The sequence below is a fragment of the Aminipila sp. genome (assembly GCF_032051575.1).
Taxonomy (GTDB): Bacteria; Bacillota; Clostridia; order Peptostreptococcales; family Anaerovoracaceae; genus Aminipila.
In genome coordinates, this window is the sequence record NZ_DAMBYD010000002.1 from 189,665 (window position 1) to 205,158 (window position 15,494).

Consider the following 15,494-nt stretch of genomic DNA (forward strand, 5'->3'; position numbering starts at 1 on the left):
CTATTATATGGGTAAACCATGAGAAAGGAGACTCACATAATGGAGTTTTTAAAAATTGAAAATTTATGCAAAACCTACGGTAAGGACGAAAATCAAGTTGTCGCTCTTGACCATGTTTCGCTAACCATCGAAAAAGGAGAGTTCACTGCAATCATCGGTTCCTCCGGATCGGGGAAATCCACATTGCTTCATAGTATCGGGGGCGTGGATGTGCCGACAAGTGGAAAGGTGTATTTGGAGGGGCAGGATGTATATGCCCAAAACAACGAAAAACTCGCCATTTTTCGAAGGCGGCAGGTGGGACTGATTTACCAGTTTCATAACCTCATTCCCACTCTGAATGTGCTGGAAAACATCACTCTGCCTATCCTGATGGACAAGCGTAAGGTCAACGAAGAGCGGCTAAATGACCTGCTTGAAATGATTGGATTAAAAGACCGAAAAACGCATTTACCCAATCAGCTTTCGGGCGGTCAGCAACAACGTGTTTCCATTGCACGCGCTTTGATGAACGCCCCGGCGGTCATGCTGGCTGACGAACCCACAGGCAGCTTGGACAGCCGAAATGGACATGAAATCATCAAACTGCTGAAAGAAAGCAATAAAAAATATGGGCAGACCCTGATTCTTGTCACCCATGACGAAAATATAGCCTTGCAGGCAGACCGCATTATCGGCATATCAGATGGCAAAGTAGCCAGAGATGAGAGGGTACGGTCATGAATATTTTTAATAAATTCACTCTGCAAAGCTTGAAAAAAAGCCGCACTAGAACAATTGTAACGGTGATTGGAGTGGTTTTGTCTGCTGCCATGATTACGTCAGTCGCTACTTTTTCCGTATCCCTGCAAAGCTATTTGATAAACGGTGCTGCTGCAAAATATGGTGATTGGCATATTGAAATTCCAGACGCAGATTCCTCCTTTGTGCAGGAACAGGCAGAGGACAGCAGGGTAGCAGAGTCTGTAGATCTACAGAACATCGGCTATGCCACACTGGAAGGCGGACAAAATCCAGACAAGCCATATCTTTTTATTACTGGATGGAACCAGGAAGCCCTAAATACTCTGCCGATTAAACTGCTTTCAGGCAGACTGCCGGAGAGCAGCAGCGAGGTGGTGATACCAGCTCATATTGCGGCAAACGGGGGTGTGAAGATTTCGGTGGGCGACACACTCACCCTGGCGGTCAGTAACCGCATGTGCGGCGGTCAGAAGCTCAGCCAGCACGACCCGTATCGTGCTGGAGAAGAAACGCTTGTACCCATGACAGAGAAAACATATACGGTTGTCGGCATCTGTGGACGACCGGCAATCGAGGAGTATGCTGCTCCTGGATACACTTTAATCACAACAGAGGATACAGCAGCAGCGGACAGTCTTAGTGTATTCATTACGCTGAAGAACCCATATCAAGTTCATTCTTATGCAGACAGCATACCAGACAATAAGAGTTACGTTTTGAATGATGATGTACTGCGTTTTATGGGACTTTCTGGGGAAAAGATGATTACAGTTCTCTTGTACTCCATTGGGGGCATTTTGATTGCCCTGGTTATGCTTGGCTCGGTATTTCTGATTTATAATTCATTCAACATATCACTGAATCAACGCACACATCAGTTTGGGATTCTTATGTCGGTAGGTGCCACAGAAAAACAACTGCGTAATTCTGTGTTGTTTGAGGGGTTTTGCATCGGTACAATCGGCATTCCCATCGGTATTTTGGTAGGGATACCAAGCATTAAAATTCTTCTTACTCTTGTGGCAAAGAATTTCGCAAATGCCATGTATGACAATGTACCGTTGACGCTGGTGGTGTCTGCTCCTGCGCTTGTTGCTGCGGTGGTTATCAGTATGATCACCATTCTGATTTCAGCCTATATTCCAGCAAAGAAGGCTGCCAGCATGCCCGTGATGGAATGTATCCGCCAGACAAACGAGGTCAAGGTGGAAGCCAAAGCCATAAGAACCTCAAAGCTCACGAAACGTTTTTATGGTTTAGAGGAAACACTTGCGTTAAAAAGCTTTAAGAGAAACAGACGGCGTTATCGCAGTATTATCCTGTCACTTACACTAAGTGTCGTATTGTTTGTGTCGGCAAGCTCTTTCGGAACCTATCTAAATCAGATTGCAGAGAATTCATCTGTGGTAAGTGAAGATTATGACATCTGTTTCGATACGCGAGACATGGAGGAAAGTGAGCTATTGCAGCTTTATGATGAGATGAAAAACGTCGTCGGCGTTACTAAAAGCTCTTATCAGGCACTTTCCACTTATTCCTGCGTACTCAATACAAGGGATTTATCAAGTCATTTTTTAAATGAGTACGGCCAGCCCATTGGCTATGATGGGGCAAGTGAAACAGTGGATGTGCAGCTCGATATTCAGTTTGTTGAAAACAGCGTTTATCAGAACCTGCTTGAAGGCCTGGGCATGTCCGCAGAGGAATACACGGGGCAGGATAAAAAAATGATTATGGCAGGAATATTGCCTAATCGTTGGTATACGCAGGAAAAACCTATGGAATTTACGCTCCGCTCTAAGACCGGGGATGAGACGAAAACAATCTGTGCAACCTTTGTAAAAGACTACCCAGATTTGCTACCCTCGGAACCAGGTGAGTGGCCTGGATACACTCTTATGGTGATAGCCCCTTACGAGGTAAAGACGCAGTATGACGCACTCGGTTCGACTGTAAAGCCTACAAAGCTAGGTATGACCTTCCAGTCAGAAAATCCCGGTCAGTCTACAGCTGCGATGCAGACGATGATTGATGGGTCCGGCATTAACGCCAACTATAATCTGTACAATGTCTATGGGATACTGGAGCAAAACCGTAATATCACATTCATTGTCAATCTGTTCTCAGTTGTTTTTATTACGATGATTTCTCTGATTGCGGTTGCAAACGTCTTTAATACGATTTCCACCAATATCAAGCTACGCAGACGGGAATTTGCTATGCTTCGTTCTATAGGCATGTCCGACCGTGATTTCAATAAGATGATGCGTTTTGAATGCACTCTTTATGGAGCGCGGACGATGCTCTGGGGTTTGCCCATTTCAGGAGTCCTTTCCTGTCTGATTTATAAGGGTATGGTCATCGGCGGTGGAAACGTTGATTTTGCGTTCCCGTGGGGCAGTATGGCAATCAGCGTGTTTGGTGTACTTTTTATTGTATTTATTACAATGCTGTATGCCATTAGCAAGATAAAAAAAGAAAATATCATTGACGCGCTTCGGGATGATATGACTTGATAATGTCCATCAAATAAGTCCATAAGAAAGTATGAAATTAAGAGGCTATGTTTTAGGTCAATTTTAATGATTGAGAGGCATAGCTTCTTTTTTATATGTATAAGATACTAGTTGATAAAAATTCTGTCAGAAGGCAGTTGGGTCAGTAAAACCTAAAGCTCAATATATGGCTTCGGTGCCGGCGTTCAACCGGCTTATGGCTCATTGCACAGATGTAGTAAAAGACAGGGTTATAAGGTCTTTGTTCAAGATATAATAAAATATTAGATTGTGTGATATAATCTAAACTACGAAGGCAGAGAATTTTATAAAAATTAAGATTTGAAAGGTGATAGATATGAATAAAAGGATATTTCTTATGCTCACGTTCTTATGTTTAGTTTTAGGATTGTGTGCATGTTCGGCAAAGCAGAACGAAGTGAATCAGAATTCCAATTCAGATTCTTCTTTTGTGACTGACTCCACCGCTGCGGCTTTGAATGTATCTCTTGAAGAAAATCGAATTATACAAGATGAATCATTTAATGTTGAGCTAAATAATTGGGGGAACGTAAGGTTTATTTCATATGAACCAGATAATCACATTAATTTTGAAGATGTTTCGTTTTACTTAATAAAAGATGATAAGGTTATATATTCTTTCCCATATTATTGTGAGAATAACAGTACAGAAAATTACGTGGGTCTTTTTGATAGTGTGTCTGCGGTGGAGTTTTGTGACGTGAATAATGATAATATCAAAGATGTAATCGTCATAATTAATTACGTCACAGGTGCAGGCCCCCAGGGTATGGTTCCACGCCCCAGAGCTAGAATATTCTTAGCTGACAAAAAAGAATTTTATCTAGCAACTGACTTAATTGATGATATAACAAACAATATTGAGGAAAAAGATCTTTCAATTGCCGCCATATGTAATTATTAAAAAAATAAGTAAGGCTAGGTTCAATTTTATATAGGTATACGCGGAATCTGTGTTTATCTTCTATGACTTGACAGAAAAGCTAAAATGAACGATAATGAATATATTCATTCACTCATAAAATGATTTAAACGGAGGGAAAAATATGGCATTATCAACAAATAAATTCTCAGAAACCGAGGCCGAGGGTTCACGCAAAATACGGATATCAAAAGAACCGGATGAACGTCGTCAGGAAATTGTTGAAACAGCATTGGAGCTGTTTTCTGAAAAGGGTTATGAAAATACAACCATTCAAGATATCGCTGAACGAATGAATGTATCTCCTGGGTTATGCTACCGATATTTTAAATCGAAAACAGATATCTTTGCAGCAACTTCAGAATTTTATGCAATACAAGCGGTAGAACAGATGAAAATACCAATATCACAGGATATTCCAGCAGTTGAGAAGTTGAATCTTGTCATAAACCGTATGTTTGATTTTTCGGTTAGTCATCATGAGTTTGAATCGAGATATAATGAATGCTCAAGTATTAGGGCAATTTTGTTGGACGATGTAGCCTATCAATGGATGTCTGTGATGATCCCGATTATAGAACAGGGAATGATAGAAAATACTTTTAGCTGTAAGAATGCTACAAGAACAGCTCAGTTCTTGATTTCAGGTCTGATACACACGTTCCACGCAGAAATGCCTGAGGAAAATGCGAAGGAATATATGCAATCCTTTTTTGATTTTACACAAGATATGCTAGTCCGAGTTTTAGGAATCAAGATAGATTAGAATATATAATAATATAATATATGTGAAAGAAAATGTACATGAAAAATCTTTTAAATATCATGTACATTTTTTATTATTAACTAATTGAATAAATTCATTCATTGACATATTCAAGGAAAAGACTTATTATATGAGTGAATAAAATTATTCACTCATACCGAAGGGGGTTTTAATTATGAACAAGGAAGAACGTATCACAATGCTAAGGGAAGCACCAATCCCTCAGCTATTATTTAAAATGGGATTGCCGACAATGGTTGGCATGCTGGTGACAGGGTTTTATAATCTGATTGACGCTTATTTTGTTGGGGGTCTGGGGACAAGTCAAATGGGGGCGATATCCATTGCTTTCCCCCTTGGGCAGGCAATCGTAGGTATCGCAGTCATGTTTGGCGGCGGTGCAGCGGCGTATATTTCCAGACTATTGGGAGAGAGAAAAAATCAAGAAGCAAGTCGTGTGGCCTCAACCGCCCTTTATTCGAGCCTTATTATCGGTGCTGTTGTTATCATTCTGTTAGAGTGCTTCTTGGATAACGTAATATGGGGCTTAGGTGCAACGAAAACAATTTTTCCTTATGCAAAACAATATGCCATTATTTATATAGCAAGTTCAATTTTTAACATATTTAATGTTACTATGAACAATATTGCTTCAAGTGAAGGAGCGGTTAGGGTTTCCATGACTGCTATGCTGCTTGGTGCCGGATTGAATGTGATTTTTGCTCCGGCTTTCATTTTTGGACTGCATATGGGGATTATAGGAGCAGGTATGGCAACGGCTGTTGCTCAAATGGTCACATCTATTATGTATTTGTTTTACATATTAAAGAAAAAAAGTATTTTTAGTTTTTCGCTAAAAGAGGCCCGTTTTGAGGGTATAATTTTCAAAGAAATTTTTAAAGTCGGAATAGGAATTCTTGTCTTTCAGCTTGCAACTAGTGTTGCTATTAGCTTAACAAACATGGCAGCGCAGCCATATGGTGATTCTGTTATTGCTGCCATGGGAATTGTAACCCGTGTGATTTCCATGGGAATCTATGCAGTATTTGGTTTTGCAAAAGGCTTTCAGCCTGTTGCCGGATATAATTATGGTGCAGGACAATATGAACGGTTACAGAGTGCAACAAAGATAGCAGTAAAATGGACTAGTATTTTTTGTGTTTTGATGACACTGTTTATGATTTTATTACCACAGCCGGTTGTTTCTTTATTTACAACGAATAATGCATCAGTCATAGAAATTGGCTCATTTGCACTTCGTATAAATATTGTTACATTCATTTTCTATGGTATGGAAGCAATTTACTGTATGCTCTTTATGGCGCTTGGGAAACCGTTAGGAGGCTGGGTACTTTGCGCAGGACGCCAGGCAGTATTCTTTATTCCGATTATTTTAATTCTTCCTAAATTTATGGGAATAAAGGGAGTGATAGCAGCTCAGCCGATTGCCGATATAATTACGATTATCATTATGGGCATTTTAGCAGTAAAACTGAATGGAGAAATCAAGCAACATGCAAATGTACCAGCGTTGGATGTAAAATTGGGTTCAGTGAGTAAATAGTCACTTGATTATAAAAATGTTACAACTTAATAAAAAATAAGGAGAAAAGAAATGAAAGTTCAGCAAATTTTAAGTCGAATTTATGTTAATGAGATGGATCAGGCAGTAGTCTTCTATGAAAAACTTCTTAGTGAAAAATGCAGTATGAGATTCCAACACGAGAAGCTTCATTTGGAATTAGCACAAGTAGGCACCATTCTGATTATTGCAGGCTCAGACGAAATACTGCAGTCATTTAGAGACACAAGAACAGTATTTATTGTTGACTCCATAATAAAATTTAAAGATTTTCTATTAATGAACGGTGCCACCATAATGAAAGATATAAAGGAAACTCCTACAGGATTAAATATGATTGTAAAACACTTTGATGGTACGATAGCAGAATATGTAGAACAACGAAGCTGACATAAACACGAACAAATCATATAGCGTTAACTTGAAGTTTAGTTAAAATACAACGTTTTAATTATAAAACACGAACTTTAAAAATAATGTGCATATAGAAGTTCCTATTTTATCCGAAAAAATATATGTTTTTTTGTCGAAATATGGTAATATATCATAAAATATTATATTTCAATATTTTTAATCCAATATAAAATTCGTCAAGATACAAACTGCAGGACGGGAAACCTGGTTCATCAGAATTGGTCGGGGTATCTTAAATTATTTATTGGAGGTTTTTTTATGCAAAAAAACAAAAACAACTTAAAACAACTTATCCGTGCAGGGAGAGGAATTACTCCTGCACACACTGTGGTACTTCATGGAAGCTTGGTAAATGTTATGTCAAGCGAAATTTACAAGGCCGATGTGGCAATCTATGAAGATACCATTGTAGCCATTGGCGATGTAAGTGATTACATAGGCCAGGAGACGAAGACCATCGATGCAACAGGAAAGTATTTAGTTCCTGGGCTCATTGATGGACACATTCACAGCGAATGCAGTAAGCTTAGCATAACAAGTTTTGCAAAAGCAGTGGTACCTTGTGGGACAACCAGTATGATCTCAGGACTAGACGAATACATTTCAGTATCCGGATTAGAGGGTTTACAGGAAGTATTTAAAGAAGTAAAGGCAAGTCCTTTAAAAGTATTTTGGGGTGCCCCTTACAGAACACCTTATACTTTTCCACAATCAACAGTGGCCTTTAACTTCACTCAGGAAGTTCACAGGGAAGTACAAAAATGGCCGGAATGCTTTGGCGTTTGGGAAACTGTACGTGAATACATACAGGAAGAAGATGATGACACTTTAGGTGCAATTGAAGAGGCATTTAAAAATCGTCTGCCAGTGTTTGGATGTGCACCAATGGCAAGAGGCAAAGAATTAAACGGATATCTCTGTGCAGGGGTTAGATTGGACCATGAAAGCTATGACCATGAGGAAGTAGTAGAAAAAATGCGTAATGGTATGCATATGATAATCAGAGAGTCTTCCGTTACCCATTTCCTAAAGGAAAATATCAGAGCAGTAACGGAAGTAAACCCTGCTCTTGCACGCCGCGTAAGCTTTTGTACAGACGATGTAACCGCAACAGATGTAATAGAAAAAGGACATGTTGACAATCTTGTCCGTCTAGCTATTGCTGAAGGAGTAGATCCTATGACGGCGATTCAGATGGCTACCATTAACAGTGCTGAAGCTTATAGAATTGATCATCTTGTAGGTTCTATTTCTCCTGGAAGACTGGCAGATATTCTTTTGGTTGATAGCCCAGAAAATTTCCATGTGGAAGCTGTTATTACAAATGGCCGCCTGGTAGCAGAAAATGGTAAATTAAATTATGATCTGAAAGCACCGGTTAGAAGCAGTGTGCTAAGTAGTGCATTAAAATGTGCAAAAACTACAAAAGAAGATTTTGAATATAAAGTAGATCTTAAAAATGGACAAGCTAAAGTGCTTTCTATGAATGTGAAGGGACCTTTCGTCCGTAAAAGAAGAGATGTTATCCTAAATGTAAAGGACTATATTGTACAACCAGATACGGAGCAGGATGTTCTGATGGTTTCAGTTCTTGAACGTTTTGGTCGTAATGGCAATAAATCATTAGCATTTTGTTCTGGATGGAAGCTTAAAAAAGGTGCAATGGCTTCTTCTGCCGCACCAGATGACAATAATATCATTGTTATGGGAGCAGATGCTACAGATATGTCCATTGCAGTAAACCACCTCATAGAAAATGGTGGAGGGCAAGTTGTTGTTGCAGACGGAGAAGTAATAGAATTCCTTTCCCTACCTGTAGGCGGCATTGCCAGCGATTTAGAACCAGAAGAAATCGCTTATCGTGAAACATTACTGACAAAAGCAGCAAATAAGCTGGGATGTGACTTACCAGATCCTCTTATGTATATGTTTTTCTTACCAATTACAGCCATTCCTGACTATGCAATCACAGATGTAGGACCAGTTGACTGTATTGCGCTGACAACCTTTGAACCAGTTCTTGAACTGATTCAGATAAAATAGTAAGGAGTGTTAGCCAATGGAAAAGAAACAACTAAAAAAATTAATCGATGTTGCTGCGGGAAAAATTCCTGCGGATCTTGTTATAAAAAACTGCAAGGTTGTAGATGTATATAACGCTGTTATTATAGAAGGCGATATTGCTCTATGTGAAGGACTAATAGCAGGAGTGGGACATTACGAAGGAATTCAGGAAATTGATGCAAAAGGTCAGTATGCAGCTCCCGGTTTTATAGACAGCCATATTCATGTAGAGTCTTCTTATGTCAGCCCAGAGGAGCTTGGCAGGCTCATTGTTCCCCATGGGACAACCACAATTATTGCAGATCCTCATGAAATTGCCAATGTATGTGGGTTAAAAGGCTTAGACTATATGATAAAGGCTTCCGAAGGAACGGCCTTAGATATTAAATGGATGCTGCCCTCCTGTGTGCCTGCAACACCCTTTGAGCATGCAGGAGCGGTAATTGATGCAGAAACTATGAAAGAGCCAATAAAACATGAAAAAATCCTTGGACTAGGAGAATTCATGGACTTCCCTGGTGTAATAGGAGCCAATGACGGTGTTTTAGATAAACTTTTAGTCGCGAAAAATCAAGGAAAGTGTATTGACGGACACAGCCCTGGAGTAACAGGTAATGCGCTAAACGCTTATGCTGCTGCAAGAATTCATACAGATCATGAATGCGCTACTGTAGAAGAGCTGCAGGATAGAATTGCAAGAGGGATGTATGTGCTGCTTCGTCAAGGTTCTGCCTGTCACAACTTGAGGGAATTACTAAAAGGTGTAACTCATCTTAACAGTAGACGCTGCCTTCTTTGTGCAGATGATTGCCAGCCAAAGACGATTTTAAGTATAGGCCATCTTGATAATCATTTGCGTATTTGTGTAGATGAGGAAATTGACCCAATTATAGCCATACAAATGGCAAGTTTAAATTCAGCGGAATGTTTTGGGCTAGAAGACAGAGGGGCTATCGTGCCGGGTCTTCGGGCAGATATCGTGTTGATGGATAATCTTAAGGATTTTAAGGTACAAAGAGTATTTATTGCCGGACAAGAAGCATCATCAAATGGAATCTACAATTTACCGGTCAATCCATATGATACATCAGAAACAAAAGGAAGTTTTCATGTAAAGGATTTTTCAAAGGAAAAGCTGCGATTAAAGATTAATTCCCATCAAGCAAATGTGATTAACATCTTGCCTGGTGGTGTAGTTACAAGTAAAGAAGTAGCAGAAATTAAACGTGATGAAAATGGAGAATTTATCTATGATCCATCTTCCGATATCGTTAAGGTTTCAGTGGTTGAACGTCATCAAGATACAGGGAATGTAGCTGTAGCTTTATTAAAAGGGTACGGGATCAGAGAAGGAGCGGTTGCACTTTCTGTAGCCCATGATTCCCATAACATCATTGTGGTTGGTGTGAATGACGAAGATATGGCATTCGCTGTAGAGCAGCTGATCAAGCAGGATGGTGGAATTATTCTTGTGAAAGATCAGAAAGTTCTGGAAAGTATGCCGATGCCTATAGCGGGGCTTATGAGCGATAAAAGCGGTGAGTGGGTTCATGAGAAGCTAACTCATATTCACAAAACTGCCCATGAAACTCTTCATATCAATCAGGACGTTGAACCTGTTATGACCCTATGCTTTATGTCTTTAGCCGTTATTCCAGAAATAAAACTTACAGACATGGGCTTGTTTGACGTAACTAAATTTGACTTTATAACGATTGAAGCTTAATAAATAATATAGGAGATATATTTATGACTAAAAGTGAAAAGCGGTTAACACTCTTCAATAGAGGAGATATAGGAGGGTTAACTTATATTCTTGCAAACAATATAGTGAACTACATCATTGTTATTGCAACTCTGTCAGGGGTACTAGGCTGGCCGGCTGACCTGGTTTACGGAAGAGTTATTCCGGGCATGTCCATGGGATTATTGGCAGGGTGTTTTTACTACGCATATATGGCGGCTAAATTAGCCAAGAAAGAAGGAAGAACAGATGTAACGGCACTGCCTTCAGGCATCTCTACGCCCGCCATGTTTGTTATGTTATATGGGGTAATTATGCCATTACATTTTTCACTAAAAGATCCTTATCTTGCATGGTCTGCAGCTGTGGCAGCTTGCTTCATTGGTGGATTTGTTGAATTTTGTGGTGGATTTATCGGGCCATGGATGAAAAAGCATATTCCACGTGCTGCGCTTCTTGGAACTGTAGCAGGAATCGGCTTTATCTGGATGGCTACACAAGGTGTTTTTGATTTATTTGGAGATCCTATTCTTGGTCTACCTATATTCCTTGTAGGAATCGTTGGTGTTTTTGGAGGCTATTTATTTCCCAAGAGAATACCACCATTTGCCGTTGCTATTGTAGGTGGAATCATTTATGCTTTGGCAATTGGACGTACCCATGTTGATTTTACAGGTGTAGGCTTATTTATACCAAATCCTGTTACTACGATACAATCATTGATCAACGGTTTTACTGTTGTTTTACCATACCTAAGCATTATTATTCCAGTTAATATTTATAACTTTATTGAGACAATGGACAATGTAGAAGGAGCAAATGCTGCAGGCGATAATTACAGCGTTAGAGAGGCACAATTTGCAGATGGCATTAGTACTATGATTTCAGCAATATTTGGTGGTGTTGTTCCAAATACCGTTTGGCTTGGTCATGCAGGACTAAAGAAAACTGGATCCAATATAGGGTTCTCATGGGTCGGAGGAATTCTTCTTGCCCTAGCAGGTGTATGTGGGCTCTTTACTTTCTTTAGCGCGTTAGTTCCACCAGCTATTGCTGCGATTACCTATTTATGGTGCTCCATCATTATGCTCTCTCAATCATTCAGGGCATGTGACAAGAAGCATTACGCCGGAATCGGAATTGCTATGGTACCGCCCATTGCAGACTTTTTATATACTCAGGTTACGGGAGCGGTTGGCCTTGCAAATATATGGACAGAGAAATTGCCTTCAGGACTTGTAGGCTATGGCTCACAAGTATCCCAGCGGCTACTGGATTCAGGTGTTATGTGGAACGGTGTCCCAGCTGTAAAATCAGGAGCCATTGTCATAGGCATTATCCTTGGAACATTGACTGTGTTTATCATCGACAGACGTTTGGACAAGGCTGGCATAGCAGCGTTAGTAGGCTCTGCACTTTCCATGTTTGGATTTATACATAGTGCAGGGTTAGGTTTTTATCCGACATCCCAATTTACCATAGGTTATTTAATTATGGCGGTAATGTGCTTTATCCTTCATGCTGGCCGTGGCAAATGGCTGGATACCATTGATGATTATGATTATGTATAAATTATAGGATTGTTAACTCAATGGAAAACTACCTAGCGGGGTAGTATACACCCAAAGAAACCCACTATACAATAATGTATGGTGGATTTTTGTGATTGAAGCAATCACCCTGTTATGGTAAAATGCTAATATAAATGCTACCTTGCATTTTTGCGAAAAGTTGGTTGATAAAAATATCGCAGACAAATCAATTTTATATAACATACACTGAAAAAGGGATAGGACGTATTGTGAGAAAGTAAGGGGATTATTATGTTTCAGGAACAACGCGATTGGACGCCATACCATGATGAATTGGTGAAAAAAATTCGAAGTAAGAGAGATGCTGAAAGTGCCATTGAACTTGCCCTTAAGATGCATACAATGGTACATTTTAAAAGCATGCTTCCGAACAGTCAAATTGAAACTTTTTGGGATGACATATGGAGTGGTTTAACGGATGAGCAATTGGCGGTTATGCCGTCACGCAAAGATAATACCATAGCGTGGTGCTTGTGGCATATTACACGGATAGAGGATATTGTATCCAATCTTCTCATTAATCAGGGTAGCCCAATCTTTGATGAGCAATGGAAGGTCGCTTTGAATATCAACATATCTGATACCGGAAATGCTATGAAGGATTCTGAAATGATAGCGTTCAGTCAGCAGATAAATAAGAATGAGCTCGTAAAATACAGCAACACTGTCGGGCATCAAACCCAAGAGATTATTCGTTCATTAACTGCAGAAAAGCTAAAACAAAGGCCAACTTTGGAGAGCCTTGAGCGCATTGTTGAGCATGGTGGCTTAATTCAGCATAGAAATTCCATATGGCTTAAGGATTTTTGGGGAAAGAAAACAATCGCTGGATTGGTGTTGCTGCCGCTCACTCATCATCATGTTATGCATATGAATGAAGCAGTTTCAATGAGAGAACGAATATTATGAGGAAACTGAAAGATTGTTGAAAAAATCCGAGTTAATATAAGTCTACATAAAATAAACACCGTCTTGGGTTATACAAGACGGTGTTTATTTTTTAACAGCATTACTTTTATTATGTATCCAAAAAAATATGGTAAAATATAAAAAAGAGTTATTGTAGAAAAATGAGGTTGTGAATATAATACATAGCTAATGGACAGACAAGGGTACAAGTATTAGTGTAGCCGAAATGGAGGGAAGATATGGGGATAAGAAAAAGAAGTTTAAAAGGTTTATGTGATGTGATACTAATAATTGTAATTGTGAGTATGTTGGTTACTATGCCAGTCGCAGCTTTTGCGGATGAAAGCGGTAATAGGCAGCTAAATGACATTAATGATAAATTTAGAGTTGTAGGGTATTACTGTGGTGATGCATTTAATAACCCTATAGAAGAGGTGCAGTTTGATAAGTTTACACATATCATATACGGATTTTTAATTCCAACTAAGGATGGAGGGTTAATTCCCATAGAAAAAAAGGATGAGCTGGCTGAAATAGTATCTAGAGCTCACAAATCAGGGACAAAAGTTTTCATAGCAGTTGGAGGATATTCATACCAAAATACTCCCTTAAAGGAAGTTTTTGAAACGATAGGTGCAAGCAAAGATCTTCGTGAGAATTTTACAGATAATCTTTTAAAATTTGTTATAGAAAACAAATTAGATGGAGTAGATTTTGATTGGGAATATCCAAGATATGCTACAGCTGTAGATTATGAGGCTACAGTTAAACTGTTGTCACAGAAACTTAAAAAAGAAGGAAAAGAATTGTCTGCGTCAGTTGCAGGAACAGGGGCAGCTGATGGAGTCAATGCTTGGGAAGCTATAGCATCTATAACAGATGAAACCGTAAACTGTTTTTCGTTCATAAATCTTATGAGTTATGATTTAAATAGTGATGTCAATCACAGTCCATTATGGTTTGCAAATACCTCCATTGAATATTGGCTGAACAGGGGAGTCAATGCGGATAAAATCGTTTTAGGCATGCCGCTTTATGCTGGACCAAGCTGGATTCAGTACAGGGACCTTGTTAAAAGTGAGGCACAAAATGCATATCACGATTATGCGAAAACAGTCCCTCTAGAGTCATATTATAATGGACTGAATACTCTTCGGGATAAAACACTGCTTGCTTTGTCAAAATGCGGCGGGGTTATGATTTTTGATATAAACGAAGATGTGGATTGGCGTGATGAAAAGTTAGGAAAGTATAGTGCAATATCTATGATTGATGAGGTTATAGGAAGGCTTTCGGGACTTACAAGAGGCAACGCAGGGTATCATGTTACAGTTGTTATAGATAATGAAGAATTAAAGTTCTCAGAAGAAGACAACATGGGAGTACCCTTTATAGATGCGGCAAGCAGAACGGATGTGCCACTACGAAAACCTCTTGAAAAAATAGGTGCTGAGGTGTCTTATGATGAAAAAACCAAAATGGTAAAAGCAACTAAGGGAAATATAACAGTACAGATACCAATAAATCAGAAATATATTTTGGTAAATGGTGAAAGTGTTCATATTGACAGCGGAGCAGTAATCATAGGGGGACGTACTTATTTGCCTATAAGGGCAGTCATGGAGGCTTTTGGTTACAACGTGAAATGGAATCAAACAAGTAAAACTGTGTATATTGAAAATTGAGGGGGATTGACAGTAAAATTATATAATGGTATATTTATGAAAAATATGAAAGCAAAGGAGGGCTGATAGCATATGCTTAATCCTATCGTTACTATTGCATAGCATAGGCTATTGCAACCTTGAATAAAAATTCAATATGAGCTGTAAATAGCTTATGCTAGTCCTAGCAAGAAAAATAAAGTTTAGGAGAGCAATATGAGCTATATAAAAGCTACACAACTTTTGCCTATAGATTTACTTGTAAAGGTACAAGAGTATGTAGATGGCAAATACATCTACATTCCCAAATTAGATGATAATAAGCACGAGTGGGGTGCTAATACTTCCACTCGTGAAGAATTGGAAATTAGGAATAAAAGAATCTATGATGATTATTTGAAGGGGCAGACTTCAGACTGCTTGTCTCAAAAATATTTCCTTTCAGTGAAAAGTATTCAAAGAATAATCAGACAGCAAAAATAACGTGAAAATGATTAAAATGAGTCGATATGGTTTTACCGTATCGGCTCATTTTCTTTTATTAATAGAGGATGAG

The 15,494-nt window shown here is 39.1% G+C and carries 12 protein-coding genes; all 12 read left to right on the forward strand.

What is annotated here, in order from left to right; genetic code table 11:
• The first annotated feature begins 39 nt into the window (after positions 1–39).
• The 12 genes from RTW14_RS03150 to RTW14_RS03205 all read left to right on the forward strand — a co-directional run bounded on the left by RTW14_RS03150 (position 40) and on the right by RTW14_RS03205 (position 15,421).
• Entirely contained in the window at positions 40–723 is a 684-nt protein-coding gene (locus tag RTW14_RS03150) for an ABC transporter ATP-binding protein (RefSeq protein WP_312648210.1), read from the forward strand.
• Positions 720–3,260: an ABC transporter permease gene (locus RTW14_RS03155; RefSeq protein WP_312648212.1), complete on the forward strand. Its 2,541-nt coding sequence runs from the start codon at positions 720–722 to the stop codon at positions 3,258–3,260. The genes RTW14_RS03150 and RTW14_RS03155 overlap by 4 nt, the downstream gene beginning before the upstream one ends.
• 337 nt (positions 3,261–3,597) lie before the next feature.
• Positions 3,598–4,185, forward strand: a complete 588-nt coding sequence (locus RTW14_RS03160) for a hypothetical protein (protein WP_312648214.1) — start codon at positions 3,598–3,600, stop codon at positions 4,183–4,185.
• Between the two features lie 142 nt (positions 4,186–4,327).
• Positions 4,328–4,969, forward strand: coding sequence for a TetR/AcrR family transcriptional regulator (locus RTW14_RS03165; protein ID WP_312648216.1), 642 nt, complete (start codon positions 4,328–4,330; stop codon positions 4,967–4,969).
• Between the two features lie 175 nt (positions 4,970–5,144).
• Positions 5,145–6,533, forward strand: coding sequence for an MATE family efflux transporter (locus RTW14_RS03170; RefSeq protein WP_312648218.1), 1,389 nt, complete (start codon positions 5,145–5,147; stop codon positions 6,531–6,533).
• Positions 6,534–6,584: 51 nt separating this feature from the next.
• Complete coding sequence (locus tag RTW14_RS03175) at positions 6,585–6,941, forward strand: VOC family protein (protein ID WP_312648220.1); 357 nt, start codon at positions 6,585–6,587, stop codon at positions 6,939–6,941.
• A 282-nt stretch (positions 6,942–7,223) separates the two neighbouring features.
• Positions 7,224–9,008: an adenine deaminase gene (locus RTW14_RS03180; RefSeq protein WP_312648222.1), complete on the forward strand. Its 1,785-nt coding sequence runs from the start codon at positions 7,224–7,226 to the stop codon at positions 9,006–9,008.
• A 16-nt stretch (positions 9,009–9,024) separates the two neighbouring features.
• A complete protein-coding gene (ade, locus tag RTW14_RS03185; RefSeq protein WP_312648224.1) occupies positions 9,025–10,755 on the forward strand; it encodes an adenine deaminase in 1,731 nt (576 codons plus the stop codon).
• 23 nt (positions 10,756–10,778) lie between these two features.
• Positions 10,779–12,344 (forward strand): xanthine/uracil/vitamin C permease, encoded by a 1,566-nt coding sequence (locus RTW14_RS03190; protein ID WP_312648226.1) that lies wholly within the window; start codon positions 10,779–10,781, stop codon positions 12,342–12,344.
• Positions 12,345–12,641: 297 nt separating this feature from the next.
• Positions 12,642–13,274, forward strand: a complete 633-nt coding sequence (locus RTW14_RS03195) for a DinB family protein (protein ID WP_312648227.1) — start codon at positions 12,642–12,644, stop codon at positions 13,272–13,274.
• A gap of 239 nt (positions 13,275–13,513) precedes the next feature.
• Positions 13,514–14,959: a glycosyl hydrolase family 18 protein gene (locus RTW14_RS03200; protein WP_312648229.1), complete on the forward strand. Its 1,446-nt coding sequence runs from the start codon at positions 13,514–13,516 to the stop codon at positions 14,957–14,959.
• A gap of 195 nt (positions 14,960–15,154) precedes the next feature.
• Positions 15,155–15,421, forward strand: a complete 267-nt coding sequence (locus RTW14_RS03205) for a CD3324 family protein (RefSeq protein WP_312648231.1) — start codon at positions 15,155–15,157, stop codon at positions 15,419–15,421.
• Positions 15,422–15,494: the final 73 nt, after the last annotated feature.